We start from the raw sequence: 18,299 nt of genomic DNA on the forward strand, positions 1-18,299 counted from the left end.
ACCGAAGAACGAACTATCCTTTCCCTCAGGCCATCCAAAAAAGGGAGAGCCGGCACACCGGCTTCCGGTTAATCGGCAGTGACCATTGGGGCGGATCAGGGCAGTGGCCAGGTTCCGTTGGAGTTCTGGGGGATTCTCGCCGGTAAGCACTGGCAGCCCGACCGCACCCGCACAGACCGATCCGGCGCCGGCTCCATGCATCGAGCGAGGAGACGTCATGAGCATTTTCAGTCACTTCCAGGAACGCTTCGAAGCGACCCGTCAAGAAGAGTACTCCCTCCAGGAGTACCTGGATCTCTGCAAGCAGGACAAGATCGCCTACGCCACCGCCGCCGAGCGGATACTGATGGCCATCGGCGAGCCTGAACTACTCGACACATCCGTCGATTCCCGCCTGTCGCGAATCTTCTCCAACAAGGTGATCCGCCGATACCCGGCCTTTGCCGACTTCCATGGCATGGAAGAGTGCATCGACCAGATCGTCTCTTTCTTCCGCCACGCCGCCCAAGGCCTGGAAGAGAAGAAACAGATCCTTTACCTCCTGGGCCCGGTCGGTGGCGGTAAATCCTCCCTCGCCGAGAAGCTCAAGCAATTGATGGAGCACGTGCCCTTCTACGCCATCAAGGGCTCACCGGTGTTCGAATCGCCCCTGGGGCTGTTCAACCCGGACGAAGACGGCGCCATCCTCGAGGAAGACTACGGCATCCCGCGCCGCTACCTGCGCTCGGTGATGTCACCCTGGGCAACCAAGCGCCTCAACGAATTCGGCGGCGACATCAGCCAGTTCCGCGTGGTCAAGCTGCACCCCTCGATCCTCAACCAGATCGCCATCGCCAAGACCGAACCGGGCGATGAGAACAACCAGGACATCTCCGCGCTGGTCGGCAAGGTGGATATCCGCAAGCTGGAAGAATTCCCGCAGAACGACGCCGACGCCTACAGCTACTCGGGCGCGCTGTGCCGGGCCAACCAGGGCCTGATGGAATTCGTCGAGATGTTCAAGGCGCCGATCAAGGTCCTGCACCCCTTGCTCACCGCGACCCAGGAAGGCAACTACAACAGCACCGAAGGCCTCGGTTCTCTGCCCTACAGCGGCATCATCCTCGCCCACTCCAACGAATCGGAATGGCACAGCTTCCGCAACAACAAGAACAACGAGGCCTTCATCGACCGTATCTACATCGTCAAGGTGCCGTACTGCCTGCGCGTCTCCGACGAGATCAAGATCTACGACAAGCTGCTCATCAACAGCTCGCTGGCGCACGCCCACTGCGCGCCGGACACCCTGAAGATGCTCTCGCAGTTCTCCGTGCTGTCGCGTCTGAAGGAGCCGGAAAACTCCAACATCTACTCGAAGATGCGCGTCTACGACGGCGAAAACCTCAAGGACACCGATCCCAAGGCCAAGTCCATCCAGGAATACCGCGACACCGCCGGTGTGGACGAAGGCATGTCCGGGCTTTCCACCCGCTTCGCCTTCAAGATCCTTTCCAAGGTGTTCAACTTCGACCCGCATGAAGTCGCCGCCAACCCGGTGCACCTGCTCTACGTGCTGGAACAGCAGATCGAGCAGGAGCAGTTCCCGCCGGAGACCCGCGAGCGCTACCTGCGCTTCCTGAAGGAATACCTGGCACCGCGCTACGTCGAGTTCATCGGCAAGGAAATCCAGACCGCGTACCTGGAGTCCTACAGCGAGTACGGCCAGAACATCTTCGACCGCTACGTGCTGTACGCCGACTTCTGGATCCAGGACCAGGAATACCGCGACCCGGAGACCGGCGAAATCCTCAACCGCGCGGCCCTCAACGAGGAGCTGGAGAAGATCGAGAAACCGGCTGGCATCAGCAACCCGAAGGATTTCCGCAACGAAATCGTCAACTTCGTGCTGCGCGCCCGCGCCGGCAACAACGGCAAGAACCCCAGCTGGCTGTCGTACGAGAAGCTGCGCGTGGTGATCGAGAAGAAAATGTTCTCCAACACCGAGGACCTGCTGCCGGTCATCAGCTTCAACGCCAAGGCGAGCAAGGAGGATCAGCAGAAGCACAACGACTTCGTCAAACGCATGGTCGAGCGCGGCTACACCGAGAAGCAAGTGCGCCTGCTGTCGGAATGGTATCTGCGGGTTCGCAAGTCGCAGTAGTCTGCCATCGGCGCGGCGGCATTCCCGCCGCGCCGGTCGCCGTCGCATTCGGACCTGTCCGTGGCGGCTCCACGCCGCTACGCAGCAGGCCCTGAGGAGCATTCATGAGCTACGTCATCGACCGGCGTCTGAACGGCAAGAACAAGAGCACGGTGAATCGCCAGCGCTTCCTGCGGCGTTACCGTGAGCACATCAAGAAGGCCGTCGAAGAGGCCGTCAGCCGCCGCTCCATCACCGACATGGAACACGGCGAGCAGATCAGTATTCCTGGCCGCGATATCGACGAGCCGGTCCTGCATCATGGCCGTGGCGGTCGCCAGACGGTGATCCACCCCGGCAACAAGGAATTCACCACCGGCGAACACATCCCGCGCCCCCAGGGCGGCGGCGGTGGCCGTGGCGCCGGCAAGGCCAGCAACCAGGGTGACGGTATGGACGACTTCGTCTTCCAGATCACCCAGGAAGAATTCCTCGACTTCATGTTCGAGGATCTGGAGCTGCCCAACCTGGTCAAGCGCCACCTCACCGGCAGCGACACCTTCAAGACCGTGCGCGCCGGCATAAGCAACGAGGGCAACCCCTCGCGCATCAACATCGTGCGCACCCTGCGCTCGGCCCACGCACGGCGCATCGCCCTCTCCGGCTCCACCCGCGGCAAGCTGCGCGCAGCGATAGCGGAGCTGGATCGCCTGAAGCGCGAGGAACCGGACAACCTCGGCGATATCCAGGAGCTGGAGCAGAAGATCGCCGGCATGCGCGCGCGCATCGACAAGGTGCCGTTCCTCGACACCTTCGACCTCAAGTACAACCTGCTGGTGAAGCAGCCCAACCCGACCTCCAAGGCCGTGATGTTCTGCCTGATGGACGTCTCCGGCTCCATGACCCAGGCCACCAAGGACATCGCCAAACGCTTCTTCATCCTTCTCTACCTGTTCCTCAAGCGGAACTACGAGAAGATCGAAGTGGTGTTCATCCGCCACCACACCAGCGCCCGCGAGGTGGACGAGGAAGAGTTCTTCTATTCCCGCGAGACCGGCGGGACCATCGTCTCCAGCGCCCTGAAACTCATGCAGGAGGTGATGGCCGAGCGTTATCCCACCAACGAGTGGAACATCTACGCCGCCCAGGCCTCGGACGGCGACAACTGGAACGACGACTCGCCGGTCTGCCGCGACATCCTGATGAAGCAGATCATGCCCTTCGTCCAGTACTACACCTACGTCGAGATCACCCCGCGCGAGCACCAGGCGCTGTGGTTCGAGTACGAGAAGATCCGCGATACCTTCGAAGACAGCTTCGCCCAGCAGCAGATCGTCTCCGCCTCGGACATCTACCCGGTGTTCCGCGAGCTGTTCCAGAGGAGGCTAGTCGCATGAGCAAGCGCCAGCCGATCGCCACCGGCTCGGAGTGGACCTTCGAGCTGATCCAGCAGTACGACCGCGAAATCAGTCGCCTCGCCGAGCGCTACGCGCTGGACACCTACCCCAACCAGATCGAAGTGATCACCGCCGAGCAGATGATGGATGCCTATGCCTCCGTCGGCATGCCCATCGGTTACAACCACTGGTCCTACGGCAAGCACTTCCTTAGCACGGAAAAGAACTACAAGCGCGGTCAGATGGGCCTGGCCTACGAGATCGTGATCAACTCCGACCCGTGCATCGCCTACCTGATGGAAGAGAACACCCAGTGCATGCAGGCACTGGTGATCGCCCATGCCTGCTACGGGCACAACAGCTTCTTCAAGGGCAACTACCTGTTCCGCACCTGGACCGACGCCACCTCGATCATCGACTACCTGGTGTTCGCCAAGTCCTACATCAACAAGTGCGAGGAACGCTACGGCATCGACGCCGTGGAAGACCTGCTGGACTCCTGCCACGCCCTGATGAACTACGGCGTGGACCGCTACAAGCGGCCCTACCCGATCTCCGCAGAAGAAGAGAAGCAGCGCCAGAAGGAACGCGAGGAACAGATCCAGCGCCAGGTCAACGACCTCTGGCGGACCATTCCCAAGGCCGGCGGCAAGGACAAGGAACAGGGCCTGGCCCGCTACCCCAGCGAGCCGCAGGAAAACATCCTCTACTTCATCGAAAAGAACGCCCCGCTGCTCGAGCCCTGGCAGCGTGAAGTGGTGCGCATCGTGCGCAAGGTGGCGCAGTACTTCTACCCGCAGCGCCAGACCCAGGTCATGAACGAAGGCTGGGCGACCTTCTGGCACTACACCCTGATCAACGACCTCTACGACGAAGGCCTGGTCAGCGACGGCTTCATGATGGAATTCCTCCAGTACCACACCAGCGTCGTCTACCAGCCCGGCTTCGACAGCCCCTACTACAGCGGCATCAACCCCTACGCGCTGGGCTTCGCCATGTACCGCGACATCCGCCGCATCTGCGAGAACCCCACCGAGGAAGACAAGCGCTGGTTCCCGGACATCGCCGGCAACGACTGGCTGGCCACCATCAAGTTCGCCATGAAGAGCTTCAAGGACGAGAGCTTCGTCCTGCAGTTCCTCTCGCCCAAGGTGATCCGCGAGTTCAAGCTGTTCAGCATCCTCGACGACGACCAGAAGGACGACATGCTGGTCGACGCCATCCACGACGACGACGGCTACCGCAAGATCCGCGAAACCCTGGCTGCGCAGTACAACCTCGGCAACCGCGAGCCGAACATCCAGATCTGGGACGTCGACCGTCGTGGCGACCGCTCGCTGACCCTGCGCCACCAGCAGCACGACCGCAAACCGCTGGGCGAATCCACCGACGACGTGCTCAAGCACCTGCACCGCCTGTGGGGCTTCGACATCCACCTGGAGACCCTGCAGGGCGAGAACATCGTCAACACCTTCCACATGCCCCCAAAGGGTGAACGCGACAGCGAGGAGGGCTACCCGCGTCTCGACCTGATCATCCCACCCATTTGATCGGTTGACCGTGGCAGCAGGCGTGACAAGCATGGCGGCAACCCCGCTGGAGACCGCCATGCGTCTGTTCGCCATTCTCCTGCTTTGCCTTGCTGTCGCGACCTGCAGCAACCCCGTCCCGCACGCCCAGGTCGCGCATCCCGCCGATGCGCGCCTGGCCGGGCTGCGCGACTTCCAGCTGATGCCCCCGGAAAACGCCGTCGACGCCCTGCCCTACCGCAGCCGTTACCCCCTGATCAACGCCCAGGTGCGCCAGGGCCTGATCGAGCGCGGCTACCGCGAAAGCGCCACTCCGCAGCTGCGCGTCTACTACTGGCTGGCGCTGCAGGACGCGCCGCTGGAATTCAAGGTCGACGTACCGCCGCCCGATCCGCTCGGCCCCTATCTCGCCATCCACCGCCTGCGCGATGAGACGGGCACCCTGCGCCTGCGCCTGACCGATGCGCAGGAGCAGACGCTGTGGGAAGGCACCGTCAGCACCGGCCTGAGCCCCGCGCACTCCAGCGCCGCCCTGCTGCAGGACGCCATCGGCGCGTTGCTCCAGCAGGTCCCCGTCGCCGCGCCGTAATTCCAGATGTCGTAGGAGCGGACTCCGTCCGCGATTGGCCCGCATCGCGCCGGAAAGCATCGCGGACGAAGTCCACTCCTGCGCGAATCCCGGCCACACTTGCAGGAGCAGGCCATGCCCGCGATCGGCGCCGCAGGCGCCCCTTCCCTGCCGAGCTTGCCCCACCCGCCGCAAACCCCGAAGCTATCCCCCAGAACAGGAGACAGCTTCATGCAGATCTACAAGGTGGGCGGCGCCGTGCGCGACCGCCTGCTCGGCATCCCCTTCAGCGACACCGACTGGGTGGTGGTCGGCGCCAGCGCCGACGAGATGCTCACCCAGGGCTACCGCCCGGTGGGCGCCGACTTCCCGGTCTTCCTCCACCCCAAGACCGGCGAGGAATACGCCCTCGCCCGTACCGAGCGCAAAAGCGGGCGCGGCTATGGCGGCTTCACCTTCTACGCCAGCCCCGACGTCACCCTGGAAGAAGACCTGATCCGCCGCGACCTGACCATCAACGCCATGGCCGAGGACAATGACGGCCAGATCGTCGATCCCTACCACGGCCAGAAAGACCTCGAAGCCCGCCTGCTGCGCCACGTCTCCCCGGCCTTCGCCGAAGACCCGCTGCGCGTGCTGCGTGTCGCGCGCTTCGCCGCCCGCTATGCGCCGATGGGCTTCAGCGTGGCGCCGGAAACCCTGGCACTGATGCGCGAGCTGTCGGAATCCGGCGAACTGGAAGCGCTGACCGCCGAACGCAGCTGGAAGGAAATCTCCCGCGCCCTGATGGAATCGCGCCCGGACGTGTTCATCCAGGTCCTGCGCGACTGTGGCGCCCTGGCCGTGCTGATGCCGGAAGTCGACACGCTGTTCGGCGTACCGCAACCGCCGCAGCACCATCCCGAGGTGGATACCGGCGAGCATGTACTGGCCGTGCTGCGCGAGTGTGCCAGGTACGATCAGCCGCTGAGCGTGCGCTGGGCCTGCCTGGTGCATGACGTAGGCAAGGGCGAGACGCGCGAGGAAGAATGGCCCAAACACCACGCCCACGAACATCTGGGCCTGCCGCTGATCGACGCGATCAACGCACGCTTCAAGGTCCCGCGGGAATGCCAGGAACTGGCGCGACTGGTCGGCGAGTACCACACCCACTGCCACCGCGCGCTGGAGCTGCGGCCGAACACCATCCTCGAGCTGCTGCAATCCTTCGACGTCTACCGCCGGCCGCAGCGCTTCGAAGAGTTTCTCGCCGCCAGCGAGATGGACGCCCGCGGCCGCCATGGACTGGAGGACCGCGAATACCCGCAAGCCGAGTACCTGCGCGGTGCAGCACAGGCTGCCCGCTCGGTCGCGGTGCAGCCATTGCTGGAAAAGGGATACAAGGGTGCCGAGCTGGGCGAAGCGCTCAAGCGTGAGCGGCTGACAGCACTGAAGGCCTACAAGGAAAGCCACGCCGCCTGACAGCACTGCGGAGGGACCGCACCTCTAACGACAGGCTCTCACTGTAGGAGCGGGCCATGCCCGCGATCGCGCCCATCGGGCGCTCCTACAGGTGGCGATCAGGCCGCAGCGCTTACCGAGGCCCGGAGAGAACCGAACACAAATCAAGCCGCCGGATGCGCCTTGATCAGCGCCGCCGGTGTCAGCTCCACACCGCGCCACTGGAAGGGCACCGGCCAGAGCTTCTGCGCGATCTGCGCGTCCGCCCACAGTTCGGCAAACGAACGCTGCGCTCCCGGATGCTTCACCTCGGGGGCCAGCAACGCCAGCGGCCAGAGTACGAAGGCATTCTTCAGCACCTCCGCGCGCGGCAGCGTCAGGCCGTCGAACTCCCCGTGCAGGTCGCCATACAGCAGCACGTCGATATCCAGCGGCAGACCCTTGCGCTCCGGCGCATAGCGACCGTTGTCCGCCTCGATGTGCTTGAGCCGCAGGCTCAGCTCCGCCAATGGCAGATCGGTGCGTGCGATGATCACGAAGTTGTAGAAGGGGCCGCTGCGGATGCCCACCGGCTCGCTCTCGAACACCGGCGAGCAGTGGATGTCCTCGAGGAAGCCGTCCAGCGCCTCCAACCCGGCGAGCAGATGGCGCTCACGGTCGAAGTTGCTGCCCAACCCGAGGTAGACCGGCGTCAGCGGCATCCGCGTTCGATCTCCACACCCACGCCGATGGCAGCCGCGACGGCGCCGGGCTTGGTGACTTTCAGACGCAGCCACTGAATGCCGAATTCAGCCATCAGCAGCTCGGCCAGGCGCTCGGCGAAGGTTTCCACCAGCTGGAAATGCGCGTCACGGGCAAAAGCCATGACCCGCTCGGAGAGCACGGCGTAGTCCAGGGCCTTGGCAATATCGTCGTCGGCCGCCGCCGGGCGGTTGTCCCAACCCAGCGTCAGGTCCAGGCGCAGGCACTGCCGGATACCCCTTTCCCAGTCGTAGACGCCGATCACGGTGTCCACTTCCAGCCCCTCGATGAAAACTCTGTCCACTGACTGCATGCTCCAAGGCGACACGACAAGCGGCCGGCGCCCCGTTAGAATCGGAAACGACCTCGTCTCCGGTGGAAACCATGTTCTGGTTCTTGGCGATCCTCGCCTACCTGCTCGGATCACTGTCCTTCGCGGTACTCCTCAGCCGCCTGTTCGGCACGGCCGACCCGCGCGCCAGCGGCTCGGGCAATCCCGGCGCCACCAACATGCTGCGCCTGGCCGGGAAGAAGATCGCCATCCTCACCCTGCTCGGCGATCTCGCCAAGGGGCTGGTTCCGGTTCTTTTCGCCCGGATGATCGGCCTGTCCGACGTGGAGCAGGCCTGGATCGGGCTGGCAGCGGTGATCGGCCACCTCTACCCGCTGTACTTCAACTTCCGTGGCGGCAAGGGCGTCGCCACCGCCGCCGGCATGCTGCTGGCGCTGTACCCGCCGGCCGCCCTGCTTGCGGCAGTGGCCTGGCTGGTGACCTTCAAGCTGTCGCGCACCAGTTCGCTGGCTTCCCTGGTGGCCACGCCACTGACCCTGCCGCTGCTGGCCTGGCAGGAGCCTTCGGCGCTGCTGCCGATGACCGTGCTCACCGGCCTGATCGTCTGGCGCCACCGCAGCAACCTGCGCGACCTGATCGCCGGACGCGAACGTCACTTCTAAAGCCGCGAGCTTCCCGGCCCGCGTAACGCGCTGCAAGCGAAAAAACGGCCCATGCCGCTCAGAGCATGGGCCGCGTCGTTTGCAGCTTCATTATTCAGATCGCTGGCAGCGACTCCATTGGCCAACGCGCCTGGACGCCGATCGACGGGCCGTCCTGCTGCCCGGCCACCAGCCGCTGGCAGCCAGCATAGGCGATCATCGCGCCGTTATCGGTACAGAAGCGCGGGCGGGCGTAGAACACCTGGCCCTTCATCTCGCCGAGCATCTTATCCAGATGCTGGCGCAAGGCCTGGTTGGCGCTGACGCCACCGGCGATCACCAGGCTCTTCAGATGAGTCTGCTTGAGCGCGCGCTTGCACTTGATGGTCAGGGTCTCGACCACCGCCGTCTGGAACGCCAGGGCGATGTCGCAGCGGGTCTGCTCGCTATCGTCACCTTCGGCCACGCAGCGCTGCCAGGTGTTCAGGGCGAAAGTCTTGAGGCCGCTGAAGCTGAAATCCAGGCCCGGACGGTCGGTCATCGGGCGCGGGAAGACGAAGCGACCAGCGGTGCCGCTCTCGGCCAGACGTGCGATCTCCGGACCACCGGGATAGGCCAGGCCGAGCAGTTTGGCGGTCTTGTCGAAGGCTTCGCCGGCCGCGTCGTCCACCGACTCGCCGAGCACCTGGTACTGGCCGATGCCGTCCACCCGCACCAGTTGGGTGTGGCCGCCGGACACCAGCAAGGCGACGAACGGGAACTGCGGCGGCTGCTCTTCGAGCATCGGCGCCAGCAGGTGGCCTTCCATATGGTGCACGCCGACAGCCGGTATGCCCCAGGCGAACGCCATGGCCTGGGCGCAGGAAGCACCGACCAGCAGTGCGCCCACCAGGCCGGGGCCAGCGGTGTAGGCGATGGCGTCGATGTCTTCGGCGGTGCGGCCGGAGTCGGCCAGCACCTGGCGAATCAGCGGCAGCATGCGCTTGACGTGATCACGGGAGGCCAGCTCGGGAACCACGCCGCCGTATACGCGGTGCAGGTCGATCTGGCTGAACAGCGCGTCGGCCAGCAGGCCTTTTTCGCTGTCGTACAGGGCGACGCCGGTCTCGTCGCAGGAGGTTTCCAACCCCAGCACTAGCATGGGTTTGAGCCTTTACTCTGGGCAAAATTGAAGCCGCGCATCATAATCGCCGGCTGGGCTTCGGACCAGTGCTTTTCGATCGGAGGCTTTGCATTCCTCCTTCCGAACGTTTAATATCCGCAACCCTTGAAAACCGCCGACTCCGAACAACCGTCAGGAGCGCGATAAATCCTCCGGTAATCATTGAAGGTACGACCTGGATGCCCGCCGTCAAAGTTAAAGAGAACGAACCCTTCGACGTAGCTCTGCGTCGTTTCAAGCGCTCCTGCGAAAAAGCAGGCGTACTGGCCGAAGTCCGTAGCCGTGAGTTCTACGAAAAGCCGACCGCCGAGCGTAAGCGCAAGGCCGCTGCCGCTGTTAAGCGTCACGCTAAGAAAGTGCAGCGCGAACAGCGCCGCCGCGAGCGCCTGTACTGAGTTACAGCGCCTCGTCGCACGCTTTCCGCATCGCCCGGCCCACTCGCCGGGCGAGTGCCTGAAACCAGGCACCCCACTCCGATTCGCATTCGCGGACTTCGGAGTTTTTGCTTTTCCAGCCCCATGCTTAGCCTCAAGCCTCGCTAGCGGCCTCAACGCCCCGCGCTATGCTTGGGTCCACCCTGCGTCCCGATGAGTCTATGGCCGGCCTGATTCCACAATCCTTCATCGATGACCTGCTCAACCGCACCGACATTCTCGATGTGGTGAGTTCGCGCATCCAGCTGAAGAAGACCGGCAAGAACTACAGCGCGTGCTGCCCGTTCCACAAGGAGAAGACACCCTCCTTCACCGTCAGCCCGGACAAGCAGTTCTATTACTGCTTCGGCTGTGGCGCCGGCGGCAACGCGCTCGGCTTCATCATGGACCACGACCAGCTGGACTTCGTCCAGGCGGTCGAGGACTTGGCCAAGCGCGCCGGCATGGACATCCCCCGCGAGGAAGGCCGGCGCGGCAACAAGCCCCGACAGCCGGTCGACTCGCCGCTCTACCCGCTGCTGGCTGCGTCCGCCGAGTTCTACCGCCAGGCGCTGAAAGGCCACCCGGCGCGCAAGGCCGCGGTGGAGTACCTCAAGGGCCGCGGCCTCACCGGCGAGATCGCCCGCGACTTCGGCCTGGGCTTCGCCCCGCCGGGCTGGGACAACCTGCTGAAGAACCTGGGCGGCGACAACCTGCAGCTCAAGGCCATGCTCGACGCAGGCCTTTTGGTGGAGAACCCCGACAGCGGCAAGCGCTACGACCGCTTCCGCGACCGAGTGATCTTCCCCATCCGCGACAGCCGCGGCCGGGTGATCGCCTTCGGCGGCCGGGTGCTGGGCGACGACAAGCCGAAGTACCTGAACTCGCCGGAAACTCCGGTCTTCCATAAAGGGCAGGAGCTCTACGGCCTGTACGAGGCACGGAAGAACAACCGGGATCTCGACGAGATCATGGTGGTCGAAGGCTACATGGACGTCATCGCGCTGGCCCAGCAAGGCATCCGCAATGCGGTCGCCACCCTGGGCACGGCCACCAGCGAAGAACACATCAAGCGGCTGTTCCGCATCGTGCCGAACATCCTCTTCTGCTTCGACGGCGACCAGGCCGGCCGCAATGCTGCCTGGCGCGCACTGGAGTCGGCGCTGAGCAACCTGCAGGACGGGCGCAAGGTGCGCTTCCTGTTCCTGCCCGAGGGTGAGGACCCGGACAGCCTGGTACGCGCCGAAGGCCCGGACGCGTTCCGCGCACGCCTCGCCCACCAGGCCCAGCCGCTGGCGGACTACTTCTTCCAGCAACTGACCCAGGAAGCCGACCCCAGCACGCTGGAAGGCAAGGCGCACCTGGCGACCCTGGCCGGGCCATTGCTGGAAAAGATTCCCGGCAACACCCTGCGCCTGCTGATGCGCCAGCGCCTGGGCGAGATCACCGGGCTGTCCGCCGAGGCGCTCAGCCAGATCAGCGCCCCGCGCTCGGGCCTCACCGGCCAGGGCAAGCCCAGCCATGCGCCCGCTCCGGCCAAGGCACAAGGCACGGATCAGCACGCCCACGAGTACGCCGACTACGACATGGGCCAGTTCGCCGGCCAGTTCGCAGAGCATGGCGACAGTCATTACCAGGATGCTTCGAGCTACTTCGAGGCTCCGCAGGAGTTTTCCGCCGGCAACGGCGGCGCCAAGCAGGGCAAGAAGCCCTGGAAGGGCGATCGCAAATGGGACGGCAAGGGCAAGAAAGGCGACTTTACGCCGCGCCAGCCACGTACCGAGATCAGCGTCGAATCGCCGACGCTGACCGCGCTGCGCACCCTGCTGCACCATCCTCAACTGGCGCAGAGCGTCGAGGATGCGAGCCACTTCTCCAACGAGGGACAGACCTACTCGCAACTGCTCGCGGCCCTGGTCGAAGCGTTGCAGAAGAATCCGAGACAGAGCTCGATGCACCTCATCGCGCGCTGGCACGGAACACCCCAAGGGCGCCTGCTGCAGGTGCTGGCGGGGAAAGAATGGCTGATCGATGACGGCAATCTTGAAAAGCAGTTCGTCGACACCATTACTACACTTGCACACAACCAACTGCTCAGCAGCCGCGAAGCCCGCCTGCACAGTGTGCTGCGAAAGAACCCCAGTGAACTGACCGACGAAGAGAAAGCGTTACTGCGGGAGCACTACAGCACCCCCTCTTCAACAGGCAGCCAGAGCTGAACTGGCGCCTGAAGCCTCGAATCTGGTATAATCCTCGGCTTATTTCAGCCCGCCAAGACCTTCAGTGGATAGGGTGTTATGTCCGGAAAAGCGCAACAGCAATCTCGTCTCAAAGAGTTGATCACCCGTGGTCGTGAGCAGGGTTACCTGACTTACGCGGAGGTCAACGACCACCTGCCGGAGGATATCTCTGATCCGGAACAGGTAGAAGACATCATCCGCATGATCAACGACATGGGGATCAACGTATTCGAGACAGCCCCGGATGCGGATGCCCTGCTGCTGGCGGAAACCGATACCGATGAAGCTGCCGCCGAAGAAGCTGCTGCCGCCCTCGCTGCGGTAGAGAGCGACGTTGGCCGCACGACCGACCCGGTGCGCATGTACATGCGTGAAATGGGTACCGTGGAACTGCTGACCCGCGAAGGCGAGATCGAAATCGCCAAACGCATCGAGGAAGGCATCCGCGAGGTCATGAGTGCCATCGCCCAGTTCCCGGGCGCGGTGGACGGCATTCTCGAAGAGTACAACCGCATCGTCGCCGAAGGCGGCCGCCTGTCTGACGTCCTCAGTGGCTATATCGACCCGGATGACGGCACCCTGCCGGCCGAAGAAGTCGAGCCGGTCGGCCTGAAAGACGACGCCGAAGCCAAGGACAAGGATAAGGACGAAGAGGACGAAGAGTCCGACGGCGACAGCGAGGAAGAAGAAGGCGACGGCGGTCCGGATCCGGAAGAAGCCGCTCGTCGTTTCGGCGCCGTTTCCGAGCAGCTGGAAAAAGCCAAGAAGGCCCTGAAGAAGCACGGCCGTGGCAGCAAGCAGGCGACCGAAGAACTGGTCGCCCTGGCCGAACTGTTCATGCCGATCAAGCTCGTGCCCAAGCAGTTCGACGTGCTGGTCGCCAAGGTCCGCGATGCGCTGGACAGCGTCCGCCGCCAGGAACGCGCCATCATGCAGCTGTGCGTGCGTGATGCCCGCATGCCGCGTGCCGACTTCCTGCGCCAGTTCCCCGGCCACGAAACCGACACCGCCTGGGTCGACTCCGTACTCAAGGGCAAGCCCAAGTACGCCGAGGCCATCGAGCGCCTGCGTGACGACATCCTGCGCAACCAGCAGAAGCTGGTCGACCTGGAAACCAGCTCGCAGCTGACCGTTGCCGAGATCAAGGACGTCAACCGCTCCATGTCCATCGGCGAGGCGAAAGCCCGTCGTGCGAAGAAGGAGATGGTGGAGGCGAACCTGCGTCTGGTGATCTCCATCGCCAAGAAGTACACCAACCGCGGTCTGCAGTTCCTCGACCTGATCCAGGAAGGCAACATCGGCCTGATGAAGGCGGTGGACAAGTTCGAATACCGTCGCGGCTACAAGTTCTCGACCTATGCCACCTGGTGGATTCGCCAGGCGATCACCCGTTCGATCGCCGACCAGGCCCGCACCATCCGTATTCCGGTGCACATGATCGAGACGATCAACAAGCTCAACCGTATCTCCCGCCAGATGCTGCAGGAGATGGGCCGTGAACCGACCCCGGAAGAGCTGGGCGAACGCATGGACATGCCGGAAGACAAGATCCGCAAGGTCCTGAAGATCGCCAAGGAACCGATCTCCATGGAAACGCCGATCGGTGACGACGAAGACTCGCACCTGGGCGACTTCATCGAGGACTCCACCATGCAGTCGCCGATCGAAGTGGCGACCAGCGAGAGCCTCAAGGAAGCCACCCGCGAAGTCCTCGCCGGCCTCACAGCTCGCGAAGCCAAGGTCCTGCGCATGCGCTTCGGCATCGACATGAATACCGACCACACCCTCGAGGAAGTCGGCAAGCAGTTCGATGTAACCCGTGAGCGTATCCGCCAGATCGAAGCCAAGGCGCTGCGCAAGCTGCGCCACCCGTCGCGAAGCGAGCATCTGCGCTCCTTCCTCGACGAGTGACGAAGAACCCCCGGCCAAAACCGGGGGTTTTTCTTTGGGCCTTCCATCGGGCAAAGTGCCACGTCTACACTTCGGCATAGTCCCCCCTGGAATGAGGCCCTTCATGCCGCGTCTGCAGGCAGTTCTACTGTGGTGCCTCGCATTCTGGGCGGGACAGGCATTCGCCCTGAGCCTCACGCCCGAGGAGCAGCAGTGGCTGCAGGCACATCCCAGCCTGCGCCTGGGCGTCGATACCTCCTGGCCACCCTTTGAATTCCGTGACACCGAGGGCCGCTACCAGGGGCTCGCTGCCAGCTATGTGCAGCTCATCAGTCAACAACTCAAGGTGAAGTTGCAGCCGGTCGAACCGGCCAGCTGGAGCGAAGTCCTGCAACAGGCGCGCGACAACCGCATCGACCTGCTGCCCGGCGTCATGGCTACGCCCAGGCGCCTCGACTACCTGACCTTCACCCGCCCCTACCTCGACTTTCCGATCATCATCCTTGCCCGCAAGGACGGCCCGGCCCCCGGCGGCCTCAAGGAACTCTACGGGCTCAAGGTCGGCGTCGTGGCCAACTACGCGGCTCACGAACTGTTGACCGCCAAGCACCCCGACCTGAACCTGCAACCCTTGCCGAGCGTCGCCGCCGGCCTGCAGGCCCTGGCCACCGGGCAGGTGGATGCATTCGTCGGCGATCTCGCCTCTGCCGTCTGGAACCTGCGCCAGCTCAAGCTCGACGGCCTGCAGATCAGCGGCGAAACGCCCTATCGCTACCAACTGGCAATGGGCGTGCCGAAGGACCAGGCGATCTTCGCCGGCATCATCGACAAGGTACTGGCCGACCTGACCGTCGAGCAGATCGATGCCCTCCAGGCGCCCTGGGTCGGGGGCCTGCTGGATCGCCGCTCGGTGTGGCGCGAAGTCCTGGAAATCGCCGTCCCCATTGCCCTCCTGACCGCCATCACCCTGCTGGTGCTGTTCACCATGAACCGCCGCCTGCGCGGCGAGATGCAGCGCCGCGAGAAGCTCGAACAGGCCCTGCGCGACAGCGAACAGCACTACCGCGGCCTGGTGGAAAGCCTTACCGCCATCGCCTGGGAAATGCGCCTGGCGGAAAACCGCTTCACCTACGTCTCGCCTCACGCCCAGCGGCTGCTCGGCTACCCGATCAAGGACTGGCTGGAACCCGGCTTCTGGCAGCGCACCCTGCACCCGGAAGACGCCGAGCGCGCCATCCATTTCTGCCTCAGCGAAAGCCAGGCCGGGCGCAACCACAGCTTCGACTACCGCATGCTCGCCGCCGACGGGCGGATCGTCTGGATTCGCGACATCGTCACGCTGATCCACCATGACGATGAAATGATCCTGCGCGGCCTGATGATCGACATCACCGACGCCATGCACACCGAGCAGGCCCTGCGCCTGTCCGAACAGAAATTCGCCTCGGTGTTCCACCACTGCCCGGACATCATCGTCCTCGCCCGCCGCGTCGACGGGCAGCTGCTCGCGGTGAACAGCACCTTCGAACAGCAGATCGGCATCCCCGCCAGCGAGGCGCTGGGCAAGACCTCCACCGAGCTGGGCATCTGGGGCGAGCCGGGCATGGGCCCGGCGATGCTCGCGCGCCTGCAGGGCGAGCCGCTGAACAACGTCGAGATTCCGCTCAACCGCCGCGACGGCACGCGCTTCACCGCCCTGCTCTCGGCCCAGCACATCGTCCTCGACGACACCCCGGCGCTGGTGGTGGTGGTGCGCAACATCTCCCAGGTCAAGGAGACCCAGGAGCAGCTGCGCGTCTCCGAGGAAAAGTTCGCCAAGGCCTTCCACGCCTCCCCCGACGGCATGCTCATCTCGCGCATCAGCGACGGCCGGCTGGTGGAAGTGAACCAGGGCTTCACCCGCATCACCGGGTACAGCCGCGAAGAAGCCGCCGAGCGCTCCACGCTCGACCTGCGCCTGTGGGCCAACCCGGCCGACCGCAGCAAGCTGCTGGGCATCCTCGACAACGCATCCAGCGCCCCGGACTTCACCGCGCAGATTCGCACCCGCGACGGCAGCCTGCGCCTGTGCGAGCTATCCGCCCACCGCATCACCATCGGCAGCGACGACTGCATGCTGACCATCGCCCGGGACATCACCGAGCAGCAGCAGATGCAGGAAAAGCTCCGCCTCGCCGCCACCGTGTTCGAAAGCACCGCCGAAGGCGTGATGATCACCGACGCGCACCAGCAGATAGTCGCAGTCAACCGCGCCTTCAGCGAAATCACCGGCTACAGCGAACAGGAAGCCCTCGGCAACTCGCCGCGCCTGCTTGCCTCCGGCCAGCATGACACCAGCTTCTACGTCGCCCTCTGGCACCAGCTCAACGCCGAAGGCCACTGGCAGGGCGAGATCTGGAACCGGCGGAAGAACCAAGAACTGTACCCGGAGTGGCTGACCGTCAGCGCCGTGCGCAACGCCGACGGCGAGCTGACCCACTACGTCGGCGTGTTCGCCGACATCTCCACCCTCAAGTACGCCCAGGCGCGGCTCGACTACCAGGCCCACCATGACCCGCTCACCGGCCTGCCCAACCGCCTGCTGTTCGAAAGCCGCCTGAACGCCTCGCTCAAGGAAGCCCAGGAAGACGATCACCAGGGCGCCGTACTGTTCCTCGACCTCGACCGCTTCAAGCACATCAACGACAGCCTCGGCCACCCGGTGGGCGACCTGCTGCTGAAATCCATCGCCACCCGCCTGCGCGAGCAGCTGCGCGACGTCGACACCGTGGCCCGCCAGGGCGGCGACGAATTCATCATCCTGCTGCCCGGCCTGCACCACGCGCTGGACGCCGAGCACGTGGCGAACAAGCTGCTGGTCTGCTTCGAAAAACCGTTCATCGCCGGCGAACAGGAGTTCTTCGTCAGCGCCAGCATCGGTATCTGCCTCTATCCCAGCGACGGCGGCGACGTCGCCACCCTGGTGAAGAACGCCGATGCCGCCATGTACCGGGCCAAGGCCCAGGGCCGCAACCGCGTCGAGTTCTACACCCGCGAACTGACCTTCCAGGCCACCGAACGCATGGCCCTGGAGCACGAACTGCGCCGCGCCCTGGAAAGCGACCAGCTCCAGCTCTACTACCAACCCAAACTGTCCCTCGCGAGCGGGCAGCTTGTAGGAGCAGAAGCGCTAATCCGCTGGAAACACCCGCAATTCGGCGCGATTTCTCCGGATCGCTTCATCCCTCTGGCCGAGGAAAACGGCCTGATCCTGCCGCTGGGCGACTGGGTGCTGCGCGAAGCCTGCCGGCAGATGAGCCGCTGGCAGGACAGCCACGCCGCCTTCGGCCCGCTCTCGGTCAACCTCGCCGGCGCCCAGCTGCGCCAGACCAACCTGGTCGAACGCATCCGCGAACTGCTCGCCCACTACAACCTGCAGTCCTCGCGCCTGCAACTGGAGATCACCGAAAGCTTCCTCATGCACCAGACCGAGGAAGCCCTGTCGATCCTGCACAGCCTCAAGCACCTCGGCGTGCAACTGGCCATCGATGACTTCGGCACCGGCTACTCCTCGCTCAGCTACCTGAAGCAACTGCCGCTGGACACCCTGAAGATCGATCAGTCCTTCGTCCACGGCCTGCCGGACGACCCCCACGACGCCGCCATCGCCCGCGCCATCATCGCCCTGGGCCGCAGCATGAACCTCACGGTGATCGCCGAAGGCGTGGAGCACGAAGCCCAGGAACGCTTCCTCGAAGCCGAAGGCTGCGACCAGATCCAGGGTTACGCGCTGAGCGCCCCGCTACCGGCCGACGCCTTTGCCAACCGCTTCCTGGTCCCGCTGCATCCGGTTGGCGCAAGCCAGAACGCCCCGGTATAATCCGCCCG

Annotated in this window: 13 protein-coding genes; 10 read left to right on the forward strand and 3 right to left on the reverse strand. The window is 64.3% G+C overall.

What is annotated here, in order from left to right:
* Window positions 1-217: 217 nt before the first annotated feature.
* The 5 genes from IB255_RS11185 (at window position 218) to IB255_RS11205 (ending at window position 7,074) form a co-directional block, all read left to right on the forward strand.
* Window positions 218-2,140 carry a PrkA family serine protein kinase gene (locus IB255_RS11185; protein ID WP_045212719.1) on the forward strand — a complete coding sequence of 641 codons (1,923 nt, stop codon included), beginning with the start codon at window positions 218-220 and terminating at the stop codon, window positions 2,138-2,140.
* A gap of 104 nt (window positions 2,141-2,244) precedes the next feature.
* Window positions 2,245-3,516, forward strand: coding sequence for a YeaH/YhbH family protein (locus tag IB255_RS11190; RefSeq protein WP_045212721.1), 1,272 nt, complete (start codon window positions 2,245-2,247; stop codon window positions 3,514-3,516).
* Window positions 3,513-5,066 carry a SpoVR family protein gene (locus tag IB255_RS11195; RefSeq protein ID WP_192210379.1) on the forward strand — a complete coding sequence of 518 codons (1,554 nt, stop codon included), beginning with the start codon at window positions 3,513-3,515 and terminating at the stop codon, window positions 5,064-5,066. Before IB255_RS11190 ends, IB255_RS11195 begins: the two co-directional genes overlap by 4 nt.
* Window positions 5,067-5,124: 58 nt before the next feature.
* Window positions 5,125-5,634 carry a DUF4136 domain-containing protein gene (locus IB255_RS11200; RefSeq protein ID WP_081520799.1) on the forward strand — a complete coding sequence of 170 codons (510 nt, stop codon included), beginning with the start codon at window positions 5,125-5,127 and terminating at the stop codon, window positions 5,632-5,634.
* A 210-nt stretch (window positions 5,635-5,844) separates the two neighbouring features.
* Window positions 5,845-7,074 carry a multifunctional CCA addition/repair protein gene (locus IB255_RS11205; RefSeq protein ID WP_081520800.1) on the forward strand — a complete coding sequence of 410 codons (1,230 nt, stop codon included), beginning with the start codon at window positions 5,845-5,847 and terminating at the stop codon, window positions 7,072-7,074.
* A gap of 143 nt (window positions 7,075-7,217) precedes the next feature.
* On the opposite strand, the gene folK is transcribed toward IB255_RS11205, so the two are convergent.
* A complete protein-coding gene (folK, locus tag IB255_RS11210) occupies window positions 7,218-7,754 on the reverse strand; it encodes a 2-amino-4-hydroxy-6-hydroxymethyldihydropteridine diphosphokinase (protein ID WP_192210380.1) in 537 nt (178 codons plus the stop codon).
* Window positions 7,745-8,098, reverse strand: a complete 354-nt coding sequence (folB, locus tag IB255_RS11215) for a dihydroneopterin aldolase (protein WP_015475255.1) — start codon at window positions 8,096-8,098, stop codon at window positions 7,745-7,747. The genes folK and folB overlap by 10 nt, the downstream gene beginning before the upstream one ends.
* An 80-nt stretch (window positions 8,099-8,178) precedes the next feature.
* Between folB and plsY the strand changes: the two genes are divergently transcribed.
* On the forward strand, window positions 8,179-8,748 hold the full coding sequence (gene plsY / locus IB255_RS11220; RefSeq protein WP_081520802.1) for a glycerol-3-phosphate 1-O-acyltransferase PlsY: 570 nt from the start codon (window positions 8,179-8,181) through the stop codon (window positions 8,746-8,748).
* Window positions 8,749-8,842: 94 nt separating this feature from the next.
* Here the strand turns inward: plsY and tsaD are convergent, their stop codons facing one another.
* Window positions 8,843-9,868: a tRNA (adenosine(37)-N6)-threonylcarbamoyltransferase complex transferase subunit TsaD gene (tsaD, locus tag IB255_RS11225; protein WP_192210381.1), complete on the reverse strand. Its 1,026-nt coding sequence runs from the start codon at window positions 9,866-9,868 to the stop codon at window positions 8,843-8,845.
* A 200-nt stretch (window positions 9,869-10,068) separates the two neighbouring features.
* Between tsaD and rpsU the strand changes: the two genes are divergently transcribed.
* The 4 genes from rpsU (at window position 10,069) to IB255_RS11245 (ending at window position 18,291) form a co-directional block, all read left to right on the forward strand.
* Complete coding sequence (gene rpsU, locus IB255_RS11230) at window positions 10,069-10,284, forward strand: 30S ribosomal protein S21 (RefSeq protein ID WP_003085057.1); 216 nt, start codon at window positions 10,069-10,071, stop codon at window positions 10,282-10,284.
* A 200-nt stretch (window positions 10,285-10,484) separates the two neighbouring features.
* Window positions 10,485-12,521, forward strand: a complete 2,037-nt coding sequence (dnaG, locus tag IB255_RS11235; RefSeq protein WP_192210382.1) for a DNA primase — start codon at window positions 10,485-10,487, stop codon at window positions 12,519-12,521.
* 78 nt (window positions 12,522-12,599) lie between these two features.
* The gene (rpoD, locus tag IB255_RS11240) at window positions 12,600-14,453 is read left to right on the forward strand and encodes an RNA polymerase sigma factor RpoD (protein ID WP_054908018.1); all 1,854 of its coding nucleotides are present in this window, start codon (window positions 12,600-12,602) and stop codon (window positions 14,451-14,453) included.
* A gap of 103 nt (window positions 14,454-14,556) precedes the next feature.
* Entirely contained in the window at window positions 14,557-18,291 is a 3,735-nt protein-coding gene (locus IB255_RS11245; protein ID WP_192210383.1) for a bifunctional diguanylate cyclase/phosphodiesterase, read from the forward strand.
* Window positions 18,292-18,299: the final 8 nt, after the last annotated feature.

This window comes from Pseudomonas sp. PDM22, assembly GCF_014851965.1.
Taxonomy (GTDB): Bacteria; Pseudomonadota; Gammaproteobacteria; order Pseudomonadales; family Pseudomonadaceae; genus Pseudomonas.

Coding starts and splice junctions, on each gene's coding strand:
- IB255_RS11185 (WP_045212719.1), top strand. CDS start 218: ATGAGCATTTTCAGTCACTTCCAGGAACGCTTCGAAGCGACCCGTCAA.
- IB255_RS11190 (WP_045212721.1), top strand. CDS start 2,245: ATGAGCTACGTCATCGACCGGCGTCTGAACGGCAAGAACAAGAGCACG.
- IB255_RS11195 (WP_192210379.1), top strand. CDS start 3,513: ATGAGCAAGCGCCAGCCGATCGCCACCGGCTCGGAGTGGACCTTCGAG.
- IB255_RS11200 (WP_081520799.1), top strand. CDS start 5,125: ATGCGTCTGTTCGCCATTCTCCTGCTTTGCCTTGCTGTCGCGACCTGC.
- IB255_RS11205 (WP_081520800.1), top strand. CDS start 5,845: ATGCAGATCTACAAGGTGGGCGGCGCCGTGCGCGACCGCCTGCTCGGC.
- folK (WP_192210380.1), bottom strand. CDS start 7,754: ATGCCGCTGACGCCGGTCTACCTCGGGTTGGGCAGCAACTTCGACCGT.
- plsY (WP_081520802.1), top strand. CDS start 8,179: ATGTTCTGGTTCTTGGCGATCCTCGCCTACCTGCTCGGATCACTGTCC.
- tsaD (WP_192210381.1), bottom strand. CDS start 9,868: ATGCTAGTGCTGGGGTTGGAAACCTCCTGCGACGAGACCGGCGTCGCC.
- rpsU (WP_003085057.1), top strand. CDS start 10,069: ATGCCCGCCGTCAAAGTTAAAGAGAACGAACCCTTCGACGTAGCTCTG.
- dnaG (WP_192210382.1), top strand. CDS start 10,485: ATGGCCGGCCTGATTCCACAATCCTTCATCGATGACCTGCTCAACCGC.
- rpoD (WP_054908018.1), top strand. CDS start 12,600: ATGTCCGGAAAAGCGCAACAGCAATCTCGTCTCAAAGAGTTGATCACC.
- IB255_RS11245 (WP_192210383.1), top strand. CDS start 14,557: ATGCCGCGTCTGCAGGCAGTTCTACTGTGGTGCCTCGCATTCTGGGCG.